Origin of the sequence: Bacillus sp. Hm123 (assembly GCF_051842975.2) — a bacterium.
Taxonomy (GTDB): Bacteria; Bacillota; Bacilli; order Bacillales; family Domibacillaceae; genus Bacillus_CE.
In genome coordinates this window covers 1,224,308-1,237,917 of record NZ_CM200277.1, presented here as the reverse complement: position 1 = coordinate 1,237,917, position 13,610 = coordinate 1,224,308, and the positions used below count along the sequence as shown (strand labels likewise).

General features: G+C 39.5%; 12 protein-coding genes and 1 pseudogene. 3 read left to right on the top strand and 10 right to left on the bottom strand.

Going from position 1 to position 13,610, the window contains the following annotated elements; translation table 11 throughout:
* Positions 1 to 11: 11 nt before the first annotated feature.
* From ACSVDJ_RS06480 to ACSVDJ_RS06460, 5 genes are all read right to left on the bottom strand, one after another.
* The gene (locus ACSVDJ_RS06480) at positions 12 to 2,177 is read right to left on the bottom strand and encodes a penicillin-binding protein (protein WP_439169339.1); all 2,166 of its coding nucleotides are present in this window, start codon (positions 2,175 to 2,177) and stop codon (positions 12 to 14) included.
* A complete protein-coding gene (ftsL, locus tag ACSVDJ_RS06475) occupies positions 2,174 to 2,530 on the bottom strand; it encodes a cell division protein FtsL (protein WP_439169340.1) in 357 nt (118 codons plus the stop codon). Before ftsL ends, ACSVDJ_RS06480 begins: the two co-directional genes overlap by 4 nt.
* A gap of 23 nt (positions 2,531 to 2,553) precedes the next feature.
* The gene (rsmH, locus tag ACSVDJ_RS06470; protein WP_439169341.1) at positions 2,554 to 3,489 is read right to left on the bottom strand and encodes a 16S rRNA (cytosine(1402)-N(4))-methyltransferase RsmH; all 936 of its coding nucleotides are present in this window, start codon (positions 3,487 to 3,489) and stop codon (positions 2,554 to 2,556) included.
* Between the two features lie 354 nt (positions 3,490 to 3,843).
* Complete coding sequence (gene bshC / locus ACSVDJ_RS06465) at positions 3,844 to 5,472, bottom strand: bacillithiol biosynthesis cysteine-adding enzyme BshC (RefSeq protein WP_439169342.1); 1,629 nt, start codon at positions 5,470 to 5,472, stop codon at positions 3,844 to 3,846.
* 79 nt (positions 5,473 to 5,551) lie between these two features.
* Entirely contained in the window at positions 5,552 to 6,448 is an 897-nt protein-coding gene (locus ACSVDJ_RS06460; RefSeq protein ID WP_439169343.1) for a 2-dehydropantoate 2-reductase, read from the bottom strand.
* Positions 6,449 to 6,608: 160 nt separating this feature from the next.
* On the opposite strand from ACSVDJ_RS06460, the gene ACSVDJ_RS06455 reads away from it, so the two are divergent.
* Positions 6,609 to 7,067 (top strand): N-acetyltransferase, encoded by a 459-nt coding sequence (locus ACSVDJ_RS06455; protein WP_439169344.1) that lies wholly within the window; start codon positions 6,609 to 6,611, stop codon positions 7,065 to 7,067.
* A 47-nt stretch (positions 7,068 to 7,114) separates the two neighbouring features.
* Here the strand turns inward: ACSVDJ_RS06455 and ACSVDJ_RS06450 are convergent.
* The 3 genes and pseudogenes from ACSVDJ_RS06450 to ACSVDJ_RS06440 all read right to left on the bottom strand — a co-directional run bounded on the left by ACSVDJ_RS06450 (position 7,115) and on the right by ACSVDJ_RS06440 (position 8,755).
* Positions 7,115 to 7,869, bottom strand: a pseudogene (locus ACSVDJ_RS06450) (enoyl-CoA hydratase/isomerase family protein).
* 118 nt (positions 7,870 to 7,987) lie between these two features.
* The gene (rpmF, locus tag ACSVDJ_RS06445) at positions 7,988 to 8,161 is read right to left on the bottom strand and encodes a 50S ribosomal protein L32 (protein WP_094834941.1); all 174 of its coding nucleotides are present in this window, start codon (positions 8,159 to 8,161) and stop codon (positions 7,988 to 7,990) included.
* Positions 8,162 to 8,227: 66 nt separating this feature from the next.
* Positions 8,228 to 8,755: a YceD family protein gene (locus tag ACSVDJ_RS06440; RefSeq protein ID WP_439169345.1), complete on the bottom strand. Its 528-nt coding sequence runs from the start codon at positions 8,753 to 8,755 to the stop codon at positions 8,228 to 8,230.
* 407 nt (positions 8,756 to 9,162) lie between these two features.
* Between ACSVDJ_RS06440 and ACSVDJ_RS06435 the strand changes: the two genes are divergently transcribed.
* Positions 9,163 to 10,362, top strand: coding sequence for a nucleotidyltransferase (locus ACSVDJ_RS06435; protein WP_439169346.1), 1,200 nt, complete (start codon positions 9,163 to 9,165; stop codon positions 10,360 to 10,362).
* A gap of 44 nt (positions 10,363 to 10,406) precedes the next feature.
* Here ACSVDJ_RS06435 and ACSVDJ_RS06430 read toward each other — a convergent pair whose 3' ends face one another.
* Positions 10,407 to 11,441, bottom strand: coding sequence for a SepM family pheromone-processing serine protease (locus ACSVDJ_RS06430; RefSeq protein WP_439169347.1), 1,035 nt, complete (start codon positions 11,439 to 11,441; stop codon positions 10,407 to 10,409).
* Positions 11,431 to 12,225 carry a patatin-like phospholipase family protein gene (locus ACSVDJ_RS06425; RefSeq protein ID WP_439169348.1) on the bottom strand — a complete coding sequence of 265 codons (795 nt, stop codon included), beginning with the start codon at positions 12,223 to 12,225 and terminating at the stop codon, positions 11,431 to 11,433. The genes ACSVDJ_RS06430 and ACSVDJ_RS06425 overlap by 11 nt, the downstream gene beginning before the upstream one ends.
* A gap of 179 nt (positions 12,226 to 12,404) precedes the next feature.
* Between ACSVDJ_RS06425 and spoVV the strand changes: the two genes are divergently transcribed.
* Complete coding sequence (gene spoVV / locus ACSVDJ_RS06420; protein ID WP_439169349.1) at positions 12,405 to 13,610, top strand: dipicolinic acid transporter SpoVV; 1,206 nt, start codon at positions 12,405 to 12,407, stop codon at positions 13,608 to 13,610.

Below are 13,610 nucleotides of genomic sequence, written 5' to 3'. Positions count from 1 at the left end.
CTTTCTTTCTGTTATTTCTTCGATTTTTCTTTTGGTTTCTTCAATGTCACAATTAGCTTTTGATTCGATTTTAACACGGTACCTGGTTGAATATTTTGGCTCTGTACATACCCTTCTCCCGTGAAGCTCACCCGAAGGTTTGCAAGGTTTGCAAGCTTCGTCACATCGCGTAACGACCATCCTTTTAGATCAGGCATCGTTAATTCGCCGTCGGTTTTTAAGATCACTTTCTCTCCTTGCAGCAACTTAGCTCCTGTTTCTGGAAGCTGTCCAACGATCTTTCGCCCTTTCCCTATAACAACCGGCTTTACGCCGTCTTTTGATAAGGATTTGACTGCTTCTTCCTTCTTTTTCTTCGTCCAGTCCTGTAGCTTCACTGTTTTCACAGTAACTCCTTGCTTCGGTTCGATATTCAAATATTGTAAGCTATTTCTCATAACAGGATTGAATATTTTAGAAACAGGAGCAGACCCACCTTCTTCTTCTAATTGAGGTTGAGCCACCGCCACATAAACAATTAATTTCGGATCATCTTTAGGAGCCATTCCTAAAAAGGAGAAAATATAATTGTTTCGCCCTGTTAAATACCCTCCTTTTGGGTCAGGCATTTGGGCTGTTCCTGTTTTTCCAGCTACTTCATATCCTTGAATTTGATACGCTTTTCCCGTTCCATGTTCAGAACTAGTGACTGTTTCTAATACATCTAACACTTGCTGAGCGGTTTCTTTTGAAATCGGTTCGCCTACCACTTTTGGCTTATGATCAACGACTACCTCTTTTGATTGATCATCAACGATTTGATCAATGACATAAGGCTTCATCATTTTTCCCTCATTGGTGATCGCCGTTGCGGCTTGAATCATTTGCAAAGGAGTAGTAGTTGTTCCCTGTCCAAAAGATGTTGTCACTTTTTCAATCGGATAGCGATAAAGAATACTACCCGTCGCTTCATTAGGTAAATCAATGCCCGTCTTTTGACCAAAATGAAAATCATCCAAGTATTGTCTAAAGACATCCGGACCCATTTTTTCTAGCAAGTTAGCCATCACAACGTTGGAGGATCGTTGCATCCCTTCTAAATAACTAATACTCCCCCAACCATTTCCACCATTATGGTCTCGAATGACATTTGGTCCAACTTTATAACTACCAGATTTAAAGAAAGCATTCGGGTTGAACACCCCTTCTTCGATCGCAGCAGCTAAGGTAAACATTTTAAACGTCGATCCTGGTTCAAATGAATATTCCACTAAATCATTTTGCCAGTTTTGATCTAAGCCTGCTCTTGTTCCAGGATGAAATGACGGTCTTTGACTCATTGCTAAGATCGCTCCTGTTTTCGCATCAGCCACAATACCAAATGCCTTGCCCGGCTTATATTGCTGCTCCACTTCATTGAGAGCATCTTCTAAAAACGTTTGTATTTTCGTATCAATCGTTAAGTGAATGTTATCTCCGTTTTCTGGATCTTTAACCATTTCTTTCTTTCCGGGTAATAAGTATCCCCACAAATCACTTTTATACTGTATTTTTCCATTGGTACCTTGTAAATACTTTTCGTACGCTTTTTCAATCCCCATTCTTCCTATCATGGAATGGTTGGCGTCATCTGTTTTTTGGGCAAAACCGATTAAGTGAGAGGCAAACTTTCCATTGGGATAGAAACGTTTTGAATCTCTCATAAAGACAATTCCAGGTAACTTTTCGTTTTCTATATTTTTCTTTGTTTTATTCGATAAGTTCCGACCTGCTTTGCCGAATTCAACTTGGAAAGGAGGGGTTCCATCTGACTTTTTTTTGTTTAATATCTTTTCAACTTCATCCGTCTCAAGATCAATATACTTAGCCAATACTTTAGCCGTTTTTTCTCGGTCCGTCACATGCTTAGGTTTTTTAGGATCGGTCGTCATGGACTGATCTAAAATAGCTACAAGGGTAAATGAACTTGTATCTTCAGCGATGACGTCTCCTTTTTGATCATAAATCGTTCCCCGCTTCGCCTCTAAAACATCCGTCCGTAAATATTTTTGAAGCGCTTCATTTTTCAATGAGTGCCCATCCACTTTTCCAGACACTTGAATCGTTAAAAAGCGAACGAATAAGACAAAAAAGAGCAAGGCGAATATTGAAAATAATATCGCTGCTCCTTTGTTCATATTTTTTTTATTTGCGTTCATTGTGGTTGCACAACCTTAACATTTTGTTCACTCAAATTAAGCCCCAATTCTTTCGCTCGTTTCCATATTTTCTCATAAGTGCTTTCTTCACTTACTTGAACTTTAAGGTCATTGTTTACCCTTTGTTGCTCTTTAACCTTGTTTTCAATCTGTTGAATCTCTGTATTCACTTCATAGACAGCTGTTTGAGTAGAAATAATTTGTGCCCCCATGAAACAAATGGTCAATGCGAATAACAGAAATAGAATTTTTTCTCCTGGCGTAAACAAAAAACGTTTTTGTCGTTGTTCACCTCTATTAATAGTGGCTTGCTTACTCGAATGTACGACTTGCTTTTTCGCTAAATTATTCATCTTCTCCTCCCCTGTTCATTCGATTATCTTTTCTCAGCAATACGAAGCTTTGCCGAGCGCGCACGGTTATTATGCTGCAACTCTTCTTCTGAAGGTAGTATTGGTTTTCTAGTAATTAACGTTAGTTCCGGTTGATACTCTTCAGGGATCACAGGCAAACCAGGCGGAAGATCCGGCCCTTTACTTGCTGCTCTAAAAATTGTTTTGCAAATTCGATCCTCTAATGAGTGGAACGTAATGACGCTAATCCGTCCTTTTGAATTCAGTAATTCAATGGAGTTCTTTATTGACTGTTCGAACACACCTAGCTCATCATTCACTGCAATTCGAATCGCTTGGAAAATTCGTTTCGCCGGATGACCCCCTTTTCTTCTAGCTGCCGCTGGTATGCCCTCTTTAATTAACTCGACAAGCTCACCCGTTGTTTCAATCGGGCTCTTCTCGCGAGCCGCTTCAATTTTACGAGCAATTTGCTTTGAAAATTTTTCCTCTCCATACTGAAAAAAGATTCTGACGAGATGTTCATATGGCCAATGATTGACCACTTCATAGGCAGTGACACCGCCTGTTAAGTCCATTCTCATGTCTAACGGGGCATCGTGATGGTAGCTAAATCCTCTTTCTGGGGTATCCAGTTGCGGGGATGAAACGCCTAAATCATATAAAATACCATCTACTTTGTCGACACCGAGACGTTGAAGCTCTTCACGTATATATTTAAAATTGCTTTTCACGAATACAACCTTATCCCCGAAGCGAGCAAGTTTTTCCTTCGCATGTTTGATCGCTGTTTCGTCTTGATCAAAAGCGTATAACTTTCCCTCTTCACCTAGTTGAGATAATAAATATTCGCTATGTCCAGCACCGCCAAGTGTACAATCTACATAAATTCCATTCGGGTGGATGTTTAATCCGTCTACTGTTTCTTTTAATAATACGGTTGTATGTTCAAAGTTCAAGAATCACCATTCCAATCGATTTCATAAATATCAAAATCAACCTTAATCTCGACAATTTTAGCGATTGATTTTCTTCCCTAACTCTACCACAACCACCCGCTTTTCTCCACTATTTTTGATTTCTGCCCAAACCATTAAATCCCTGCTTTTAAACAAAACTTTTCATCTCTTTCTTTCGCTAAATTCGCTCATAAACCACTTTCCCTCACCATATTCTCTGAATTAGCCAGTAATCACATCGCCTTCATTCACAAAAACCGTTCTTTTTACGGGTGAATCTTACAATTTATTCAATTTCCAAACATAATAAAAAACCAGATCTCTCACTATTTACGAAAAGATCTGGTTCACATGTTAAATTTTCACCACTTGATGTTCCCCATTAAATACATAGTCCAGTTTCATTAGTTCATCAACAACATCAAGACCATATTTATTTAAAAAGTAGAAAACATTCCATATCCGCTCTTGAGGGGCTCCTCCAGGCTTTAATGCCTGCTGCACACGAACATATTTACTTAGTACATCCTCATGCTGACGTTTCAACATATCATCTGTTTTTTTCTCTAAAAATTGCAGCTGTTGCAAATGAAACTGACGATTCTTTTCGATAATCGGTAGTGTCCCTTTATGCAATCGCTTTGCTCTTTCCTCAAACATATCATAGTGTTCCATTAAAGAGGTTTGAACGGACGCAATCAACTCATGAAAATGATCATCTCTAACCGACTGCCAAAACAGCTCTTGTTCCTTTTCTACTCCATGAATTAAAGCAGAATCTAGCGAAATGTTTAACTCCTGTAAGTCGCTCACAATGTTTCGTTCAATTAAAGTCATGTTTAAACGAGCTTCAATCGGCGGCATTTTCATCTCAAATAATTCAAAGACATTCTTTAACTCCGCCCAATAAGCAATTTCACCCGGACCAGCAATAAAAGCAAGCGTAGGAAATAACCATTCCTGCATCAATGGCCGCGTCACTACATTATTGCTGAATTTTTCTGGATGACACTCCAATAAGTGAAGCAGTTCTTCTCTAGAATATTGAATACCTCCACTTTTCCTGATGAATAACTCTCTAGCTCGATCATATTCTAGCAACAGTCGTTCATTATTTTCATAAATAAACAGATTGGCTGCTTGAGGAGATAACTCGATCATTTGCTTAAACGAATGAGTTGTCACGGTTTGTTGCGCTTCTTGCACGCTCGCCGTAATTTCTTCCGTCCGCTCAATCATCTGTTTGAAAAACGATGACTCTAATCGCCTTAATGAAGGATGAGCTGCGTCAACCAAAAGTAGTCCATATTGACTGAATAAGGAATGAATCAAACTCGTGAAAAAGTCGGTAATCGTCACAGAGCGATCGATCGCTTCATGGACGAAACGTAACAGCTGGTTCGTATGTTCCGTCTCTTCCATATTAGCGAATAACTTTTCCACCCAATGCTTCATTTGCTGATGATCAAATTCAATATCAGATATCATTCGCTTTTCTAACATTTTTTCTGGATACGTTTTTTTCTCCATCATTTCATCAGATTTAACATAAACATGATTCACTTCTAAAAAGTCATGGTCTTCCCCAGCAATCCAAAAAACAGGAACAACAGGAATACCGAGTTCCTTTTCTTTTTGCTCTGCTAATTTGATAATCGAAATAACTTTGTGAATAGTATACAGCGGCCCCGTTAATAAGCCCGCTTGCTGTCCACCGATCACTACAGTCGACCGTTCATCCTTTAATTTTCGAAGGGAGGTCGCGACCATTTCAGACTTTGGTAATGTTCCCATATAACTCTCAATACAATCTACGAGAGAGTCCCTCATAAAGCTTCTGTTATTTAAGTCAGCTACTCGCTGTTGATACACATCTTCTTCCGTTAATTGATAATGAAAAAAGTCCGTTACAGGCGCTTCTTGCTTTAAGTAAAGAGAAGCAAATTGATTAATCGCCGGAAGGGAAATCCGATCCAGTTCCATATATATGAACTTCCTTTCTACATACATTTTTACTTGTTTGAGTATACCATCTATTGAAAATAAGAAGAAATATTGCGACTCAATTGAATGATTTTTTCTCTAACCCTTTGATCATCCAATAAAGGGTTTGTAGCAATGGAACATCTACTTCTTTCTTCGCTGCTTCGTTCAACACATAGCCTACAATCGCTTCTACTTCCGTCTGTTGCCCTTTTTCTAAATCACTTAACATCGAGGAGCGATTATTGGCGGTCTTTAAACAAATTTGCTCAATGTTCGTCCACAGTGTTTCTTGGACATCATTTTGAAATACCGCTAAAAATTCAATAAATATAGTTTGAGCCAGTTTCAAAAAAGCGGAGTTGGTCATCAACTCTCCATTAGTGACCTTTAATACCGCTGTTAATGGGTTAATTACGACATTCGCCGCCAACTTCTCAAGTAGCATCGTTCTTGGGTTCTCTCTCCACACGAACGGAAACGTTTCCTCAAACAACTTCAAAAACGGAGATAACTTTTGCTCTTCCCCTCGATAAACAGAAATATTTGTTCGATTTCGTCCTCTCACGCCAATCATCGTCATGTCTGTACGAAGCACTCCATGCTCGACGGTTGCCACATACAGATGCTTATGAGTCAAACGATCTAATTCTTGTAAATGTCCCATCCCATTTTGCAAAAACACAAATGGGACATCATCGCTTATTTGCTGGAGATAAGGAAGAATGTTTGGCAATTGATATTGTTTCACAGCAATAAATAAAAGATCGAGCTGATAATCCCTCATATGTTCTGTTATATCTGCTTGAACATAACGGGTGACTGTTTGTTCGTCTTCGATACGTGTAATCCCTTGTTCAGAGAGCGTCCTTGCTTGTTCAACCGTTTTAGTAAATACGATCGTTGAATCCATTTCTGTCATTTGCGTGGCGAACAAAAGGCCTATAGCGCCGCCTCCAATGATTCCAATTCCCACAACTTTTTACCTCTTTCACAATAGAATGATCGTTTCTTTTAGTAATTCCACAAAAAATGAAAGCGTTATCAAGAAGCCTATTCATTTATCTGAATTTATATTATATAATAAAAATATAAAATTGATTATGCAATTCTCAATACTTATAGGAGGAAATAACATGCAATTATCAGTTAAAAATTTAAAAGTAAATTTCAAAACGATAGAAGAATTTAAAAGCTTTAAAGAGTATGGATTAGAAGAACTATCCATGTTAGAAGAGATTCAAATCACTATGGTCGAGGATAATGCAACCTCCCCATTTTACGGTATTTACTACGGAGATAAGCTTGTTGCTCGCATGTGTTTATATGTGAAGCAAGATCGAGAAAACTTACTGAAAGATATTTCAGACAGATACCTTGAAATTTGGAAACTAGAGGTACTACCTCAATTTCAGCATAAAGGCCTCGGCTTACAGCTTGTCGACTTTGCTAAATCCTTTAATTTGCCGATTTTAACTAAGGCACGTGTGAAATCCAATAGCTTCTGGCAAAAAATGAACTTTGTACCCTTATCAGAGACTAGTTCCCGTTTACTTTGGGACCCAAACTCTATCATCACACAAAAAATTAGTTAAATCGTTATTGGACCATATCGGATACTCATCCATTATGGTCCAATTTTTTATTTCTTGTTTAAAAAGCTAGCGACAGCCTCATGATGAGCTTCTGCCTCCCAAAGAATCGCACATTGCCTAATTTCTTGTTCGATTCTCTCCGATAGGTCACTAGATGCCCATTTCCGAATTTGTATTTGCTTATAGGCAGATAATACCGAGCTATGAATAGTAGATTCATTCTGCAAAAACGCTCAACAACTTCCTCATTGACTTTATCAACCACTCGATGAATGAAGCCAATATCGGCTAATTGCTCGGCCCGATAAATAGCTGCTTCCGATAATAGTTTTAAGGCATGATAAGGAGCGATTCGTTCAAACAGTAACGTCCCTCCACCCCAACCGGTTGTAATCGCTAAACTTCCTTGAATAAAGCCCATTTTCGCTCCTGCCTTAGCAATTCGGAAATCACAAGCAGTCGCAATTTCACAGCCTCCACCGACCGCTGTCCCATTAATTAACGCAATCGTCGGCTTTGGTAAAATCGTTAGTTTATACAAGATTTTGCCCATTTTTGAAAGCATGCGGTATGCTTCCTCTTCTGTTCGTAGCGCATGAAAAACCGATAAATCTCCACCTGAACAAAAGGCTTGCTCTCCTTCGCCTGTAATGACTAACGCTCGCACATCCGGCTCTTTCGCACGTTCAATCGCTCGATCTAACCCTTCCATCACTTCGAAATTGACAGCGTTTCTTTTTTCTGGTCGTGTGATTGTAAATTCTAAAATGCCATTATGTAATCGTTTCATTTGAAAATCCATCCACTTTCCCTCCCCTTTCACCCATTGTAGCCTCCATCTAGTAAAGTCTTCAATAAAAAAACGTGAAGAGCCATGGTCTCTTCACGTTTTTTTATTAGGATCGAATAAGTAAACAAAATTATTTGCTTACAACTTCTTTTCCTTTATATGTTCCGCACTCTTTACAAACACGGTGAGCCAATTTCATTTCACCACAGTTCGGGCATGCTACCATACCAGGTACTTGTAATTTGAAATGCGTACGGCGTTTGTTCTTTTTAGTCGTAGAAGTTCTTCTAAAAGGTACTGCCATTATTTCCACCTCCTTAAAAGAGATTGTAAGTATATGAAGCCAGAATTAGCTGGTACTTCTCAATTTTCATTCCTCATTTGATTTGAAAAAGTCAGCCAGACCTGCTAATCGCGGATCGACCTTTTTTTCTTCTTTCGGAAGCTCCTCTTCGCTATGATACTCCCAGCCTTTCCCTGATGGAATCACATGCTGATCAGCATCTTCGCTCAACACTTGCATTGGTACTTCCAAAAGAATCGCTTCTTCCAAAGTTGGTGCTAGGTCAATCACATCTCCTTGCACCTTATGAATCTCATCTTCATCCCCATATTCACTGAACAAAGATGGCTTCAATAAAAATGTTTCAGTCATTTGAAAATCAAACGGGTATTGCACATCAACAAGTGTTCGCGAACAAGGTAAAATCATTTGACCTTTCACTCGCAAATGAAATGTAACTTTCTCTGGACTGATGTCCGCACGCCCTGTTACATGAACAGGAGCTACATTTCGAATTTGAGGATCTCGACTCTTCAAAACGCTCATATCTACAAGCTCATCAAGAGTCAAACCTTTATCACGAAACTTTTGTAATTGAATAATCGACCATTTCATCACTATCACCTCAAGGCAACAAAAGTAATTATAGCTTTCACAAAAACGTTTGTCAATATATTTTCTTTACACACCGAAAAGCGAAAGCGGATGTTTAGACTCGACGACATCAGACGAACCGTCAAAGTGGCGCTCTTTGCCACACAGATGGGACGGCTTATGTCCGAGAGTCTGTCCGCTGGAGCTAGACAACACCGAAAAGCGGAAGGCGCTTGTCCATCGGCGACAAGCAAAAGACAAGTCGGCTGAAAGGTTGCTCTTTAACCTTTTGGACGGATTGGCTTTTGACCTCGAGCCGATAGCGCCTGGAGCTAGACACGAAAAGCTGAGCTATTGACAACTAAAACACAGTAAATGACAATAATAACATTATCAATATTAAATAACTATAACAGAGGAACGATTAAATGAAAACAGTTGGTATTGTTGTTGAGTATAATCCTTTTCATAACGGCCACTTATATCATGCTCAAAAAGCACGAGAAGCAGCCAACGCTGATGTCGTGATCGCTGTGATGAGCGGACATTTTTTGCAGCGAGGAGAGCCCGCCCTCATCCATAAATGGACGCGCACCCGAATGGCACTTCAAAATGGGGTTGACCTCGTTGTTGAATTACCTTATGCCTTCTCGACGCAAAAAGCTGAAATTTTTTCTTTTGGAGCCATTTCGATTTTAAAGGAATTAGCTTGTGATTCCTTTTGCTTCGGTAGTGAAAATGGGCAAGTTGAGCCTTTTCTAGATACTTTAGAAATGATCAAGTCGGCGTCTCCAGCTTTAAATCCATTGATTCATTCCTATATGAAGGAAGGGTATAGCTTTCCGAAAGCACAGACGTTAGCAAGAGAACAACTATTTCACGATTCTCTACCACTTGATTTATCGATGCCTAACAATATTTTAGGTTATCATTATGTACAAGCGAATGATCGATTGACAGATCCAATGCAGCCGCTTACGATTAAACGCCAGCAAGCTGGCTACCACGATGAAAGCTTAGCATTTGACAGCATCGCCAGTGCGACAGGCATACGTAAAGAAATAGCAGATTCTAAACATGTATCAGCGATTAAGAAATTTGTCCCTGAAAGTACATTGATGGAACTGACACAATATCATCATGAACATCATATCTTCCACAGCTGGAACATGTACTGGCCGTTATTAAAATATCGGCTGCTATCCGCTTCTATCGAGGAGCTACAATCGATTTATGAAATAACAGAAGGGATCGAATTCCGTTTAAAAGAAACCGCTCGCCATGCAACTAGCTTTATCGATTTTATGGAACAAGTTAAAACAAAACGCTACACTTGGACACGAATTCAACGAATGCTCGTCCACATCCTTACGAACACAACGAAAGAAGAAATGAAAGAAGCGATGGCATCTGTCCGTTATATTCGCCTATTAGGAATGAATGGACGGGGACGTGAGTATATGAAAAGCGTCAAAAAAGAACTCTCACTCCCTCTTATTGCTCGGGCGGCTTCTCATAAAAAGTTACTCGCTTTAGATATAAAAGCATCTGATGTATATATGCAAGGTGTGCAAACGCCTCATCTCTTAAATAGCGAATTTACCCAGCCTCCTATTTTGCTGCCATAAAAAAATGAGCTGACACTTTTTTCATAAAGGTCAGCTCATTGATTTTAACTAGCTATCAAGTAGTCTAAGGCATCGCGAAAGGTTTTCACAGGAATAATTTTCATATCTGTTCCTATTTCCTTCGCCATTTCAACAGCTTCATCGTAATTAGGCCTAATGTCGGGAATGTTTCTTTTTAATTCCGCTGTGATTTCATCATTTGGTGCAAAAAACATCTCCGCTCCCGCACGATCAGCAGCCACTACTTTTTGTTCAATTCCACCAATACGACCGACGTTCCCATCTGAGTCAATCGTGCCTGTACCAGCAATTTTTCTACCTTTCGTAATATCTTGCTCGGTCAATTGATTATAAATTTCTAAACTAAACATTAAACCGGCTGAAGGCCCACCTATTGATTCTGTTTTCAATTGTACTTCCGGTGTGCTAATTAATTTTTTTTGATCCGTTAAACTAATCCCAATACCTGCTTTGTTGCTGTTATTGGCAAAGTTTTTTAATGCAATCTTTTTCTTTTTTTCTTTCCCGTCACTCACAAATTGGATCGTTACTGCCTCACCTGACTGTTTAGCTTGCACATAATCGGTAAACTGCTTAGATGATTCGAGCTTCTTTCCATCAACAGCTACAATCCTATCCCCCGCCTGAACGATTCCTTCTGCTGGCATTCCCGGAAAAACACTCAACACATAAATTCCTTCATAAATGTATTTATAAGGCTTGTTCGCCGCATCAAAAGCAACTTGAATTGCCTGCTGTTGAGAGCTATCCATTAAATACGTTTGTCTAATATTATATTCTTGATCTGATTCGTGAGGACTACGGACATTGTCGATGGGAACTATTTCTTCATAATCAAGCCATTGAGCCAGCGCATAAGAGATCGGTGTCGCCTCTCCCATTTTAATTGTCGTCAACATGAGCGCACCTTCCGCTTCGTTGCCTCCCGTTACTTTCACAATTGGCGCCAGCTCATGAGCATCCCCAGGTTTCATGACATAATAGGGAAGCTCAATGAAGGAAATCGCAATAATAATTAATAACAAAAAAAAGGTCACTGAAGTTCGTTTATTGTTCATGATGCAACTCCTTCCACTTCTCAATCTGTTCGATAATATCAGGCATTCTCTTTTTTGCTTCTTGCTCTCCTGCGGCAATAATATCTTGAATATTCGTAAACGCTTTCGAACTATACATTTCTACAGGTGGACGAATCATCACATTCGAAGCAATTTGCCTACTTTCAATAATTTCCAATTGTAAAATATCAATGCTTTGCATAATCACATCAAAAATGGTTTGGATCTCAGCATTTTTTTTGACAGAAGAGACATCTACTCCAATCACGATGTCTGCCCCCATCTCTTTCACAACGGAAACTGGTACGCGATCAATCACACCGCCGTCAACAAGCAGGCGTCCATTTATTTTTTCAGGAACAAAGATCCCAGGAATCGCAATGCTAGCTCGAACAGCATCTGCTACAGCCCCCTCCTTAAACACGACCTTCTCCGCCATTCGAATATCTGTTGCGACAATGGCCACAGGAATATTTAAATTCTCAATATTTTTCCCATGAGTCAATACTTGAATAAAGCTTTTTATTTTCTTTCCAGCAATGAACCCCGTTTTTGGAAAGATAAAATCAAGAAAGTATTTTCTTTTAAACGCTTTCGATAGTTTGTATAGCTGCTCCATATCTTGCCCTGCTGCATATAAACTCGCGACAAGCGACCCCATGCTGCTGCCTGCGATCATATCAACTGAAATATTCTCCTCTGTTAATGCTTTCAAAACGCCGATATGGGCAAACCCTCTAGCTCCCCCTGAGCCAAGAGCTACTCCGATTTTTGGTTGTTGCAAATTTTTCCCCTCCATCTCAGGATTTCCTAATAAGCTATGGTCTATTTCTAAATGATATGAGTATATTGAAAAAAACAGGACAAGTGTATAAATGGTTTTGAATTAATCATATTGTACCTGAATTATATCGTGAATCCCAGAGTGGAGCTGTCTATGTACAGGATAGGAGGGAATGAAGGTTGACCGCTTCCAAAATAAAAACCCTGCTTTTAGCATTTTTCATTAGTCTGTTTGCTTTCTCGTTAATCCTATTCCCAAAGGTCTCCTTCGAAGCATCAATTAGAGGATTAAATATGTGGTGGGAAATCGTTTTCCCCTCGTTACTTCCTTTTTTTATTTTATCAGAAATGATGATTGGACTTGGAGTTGTCAGCTTTATTGGCGTGTTGCTTGAACCGCTGATGCGTCCGCTGTTTAAAGTGCCAGGAGCAGGTGGATTTGTCTGGGCAATGGCCATGGCTTCTGGTTTTCCTTCAGGAGCTAAGCTGGCCACACGCTTAAGACTAAACGGAGAACTAACTCAACTAGAAGCTGAACGGCTCGTTTGCTTTACGAACTCTTCTAACCCTTTATTTATTTTCGGAGCGGTGTCTATTGGCTTTTTTTACAACGCTCATTTAGGTATTTTGCTTGCCAGTGCTCATTATTTAGGAAACTTCCTTGTCGGATTGACGATGCGATTCTACGGAGGGAACGAAAAGAAAAAAGCAGGGGATACTAGCCCCTTCTCTTTCTACAACGCCTTTTCTGCTATGCATCAAGCTCGCCTAAAGGATCAGCGGCCGATCGGGCAATTAATGGGGGACTCTGTTCTTTCTTCTGTTCAAACATTGCTCATGATTGGCGGATTTATTATTCTGTTTTCTGTCATTAACAAGCTATTGTTTCATTTGCATATTACTTCTTTATTAGCTGCTGGAATATCGGAAGTCTTCCGATGGCTTCAGCTATCTTCTGAGCTCACCATTCCTTTTGTTGCTGGTATATTTGAAATTACACTTGGAAGTCAAATGATTAGCCAAGTTCAAGATAGTACCCTTTTACAACAAAGTATTGTCACAAGCTTTATCTTGGCCTTTAGCGGGTTAAGCGTGCAAGCACAAGTGGCAAGTATTTTAGCGGAATCAGATATTCGTTTTCGTCCATTCTTTTTTGCTAGAATTCTTCACGGCTTATACTCTGCTTTTATCGCCTTCATTCTTTGGCAGCCTGTTTATGAACGTTCAGTTAAAAACAGCGGAACTCTTCATTCTCTACCTGTCATGAACCTCCAGCAGTCACCTGTGAACGACATGATCATTTTACTCAAACAATACGGGCCGCTAATTACGATTATGATGTTAACAACGTATACGATTTTGTACATACGTACAAAAAAACAATAA

Coding starts and splice junctions, on each gene's coding strand:
- ACSVDJ_RS06430 (WP_439169347.1), bottom strand. CDS start 11,441: ATGAACAATAAACGAACTTCAGTGACCTTTTTTTTGTTATTAATTATT.
- ACSVDJ_RS06435 (WP_439169346.1), top strand. CDS start 9,163: ATGAAAACAGTTGGTATTGTTGTTGAGTATAATCCTTTTCATAACGGC.
- ACSVDJ_RS06455 (WP_439169344.1), top strand. CDS start 6,609: ATGCAATTATCAGTTAAAAATTTAAAAGTAAATTTCAAAACGATAGAA.
- ACSVDJ_RS06480 (WP_439169339.1), bottom strand. CDS start 2,177: ATGAACGCAAATAAAAAAAATATGAACAAAGGAGCAGCGATATTATTT.
- ACSVDJ_RS06440 (WP_439169345.1), bottom strand. CDS start 8,755: ATGAAATGGTCGATTATTCAATTACAAAAGTTTCGTGATAAAGGTTTG.
- ftsL (WP_439169340.1), bottom strand. CDS start 2,530: ATGAATAATTTAGCGAAAAAGCAAGTCGTACATTCGAGTAAGCAAGCC.
- bshC (WP_439169342.1), bottom strand. CDS start 5,472: ATGGAACTGGATCGGATTTCCCTTCCGGCGATTAATCAATTTGCTTCT.
- rpmF (WP_094834941.1), bottom strand. CDS start 8,161: ATGGCAGTACCTTTTAGAAGAACTTCTACGACTAAAAAGAACAAACGC.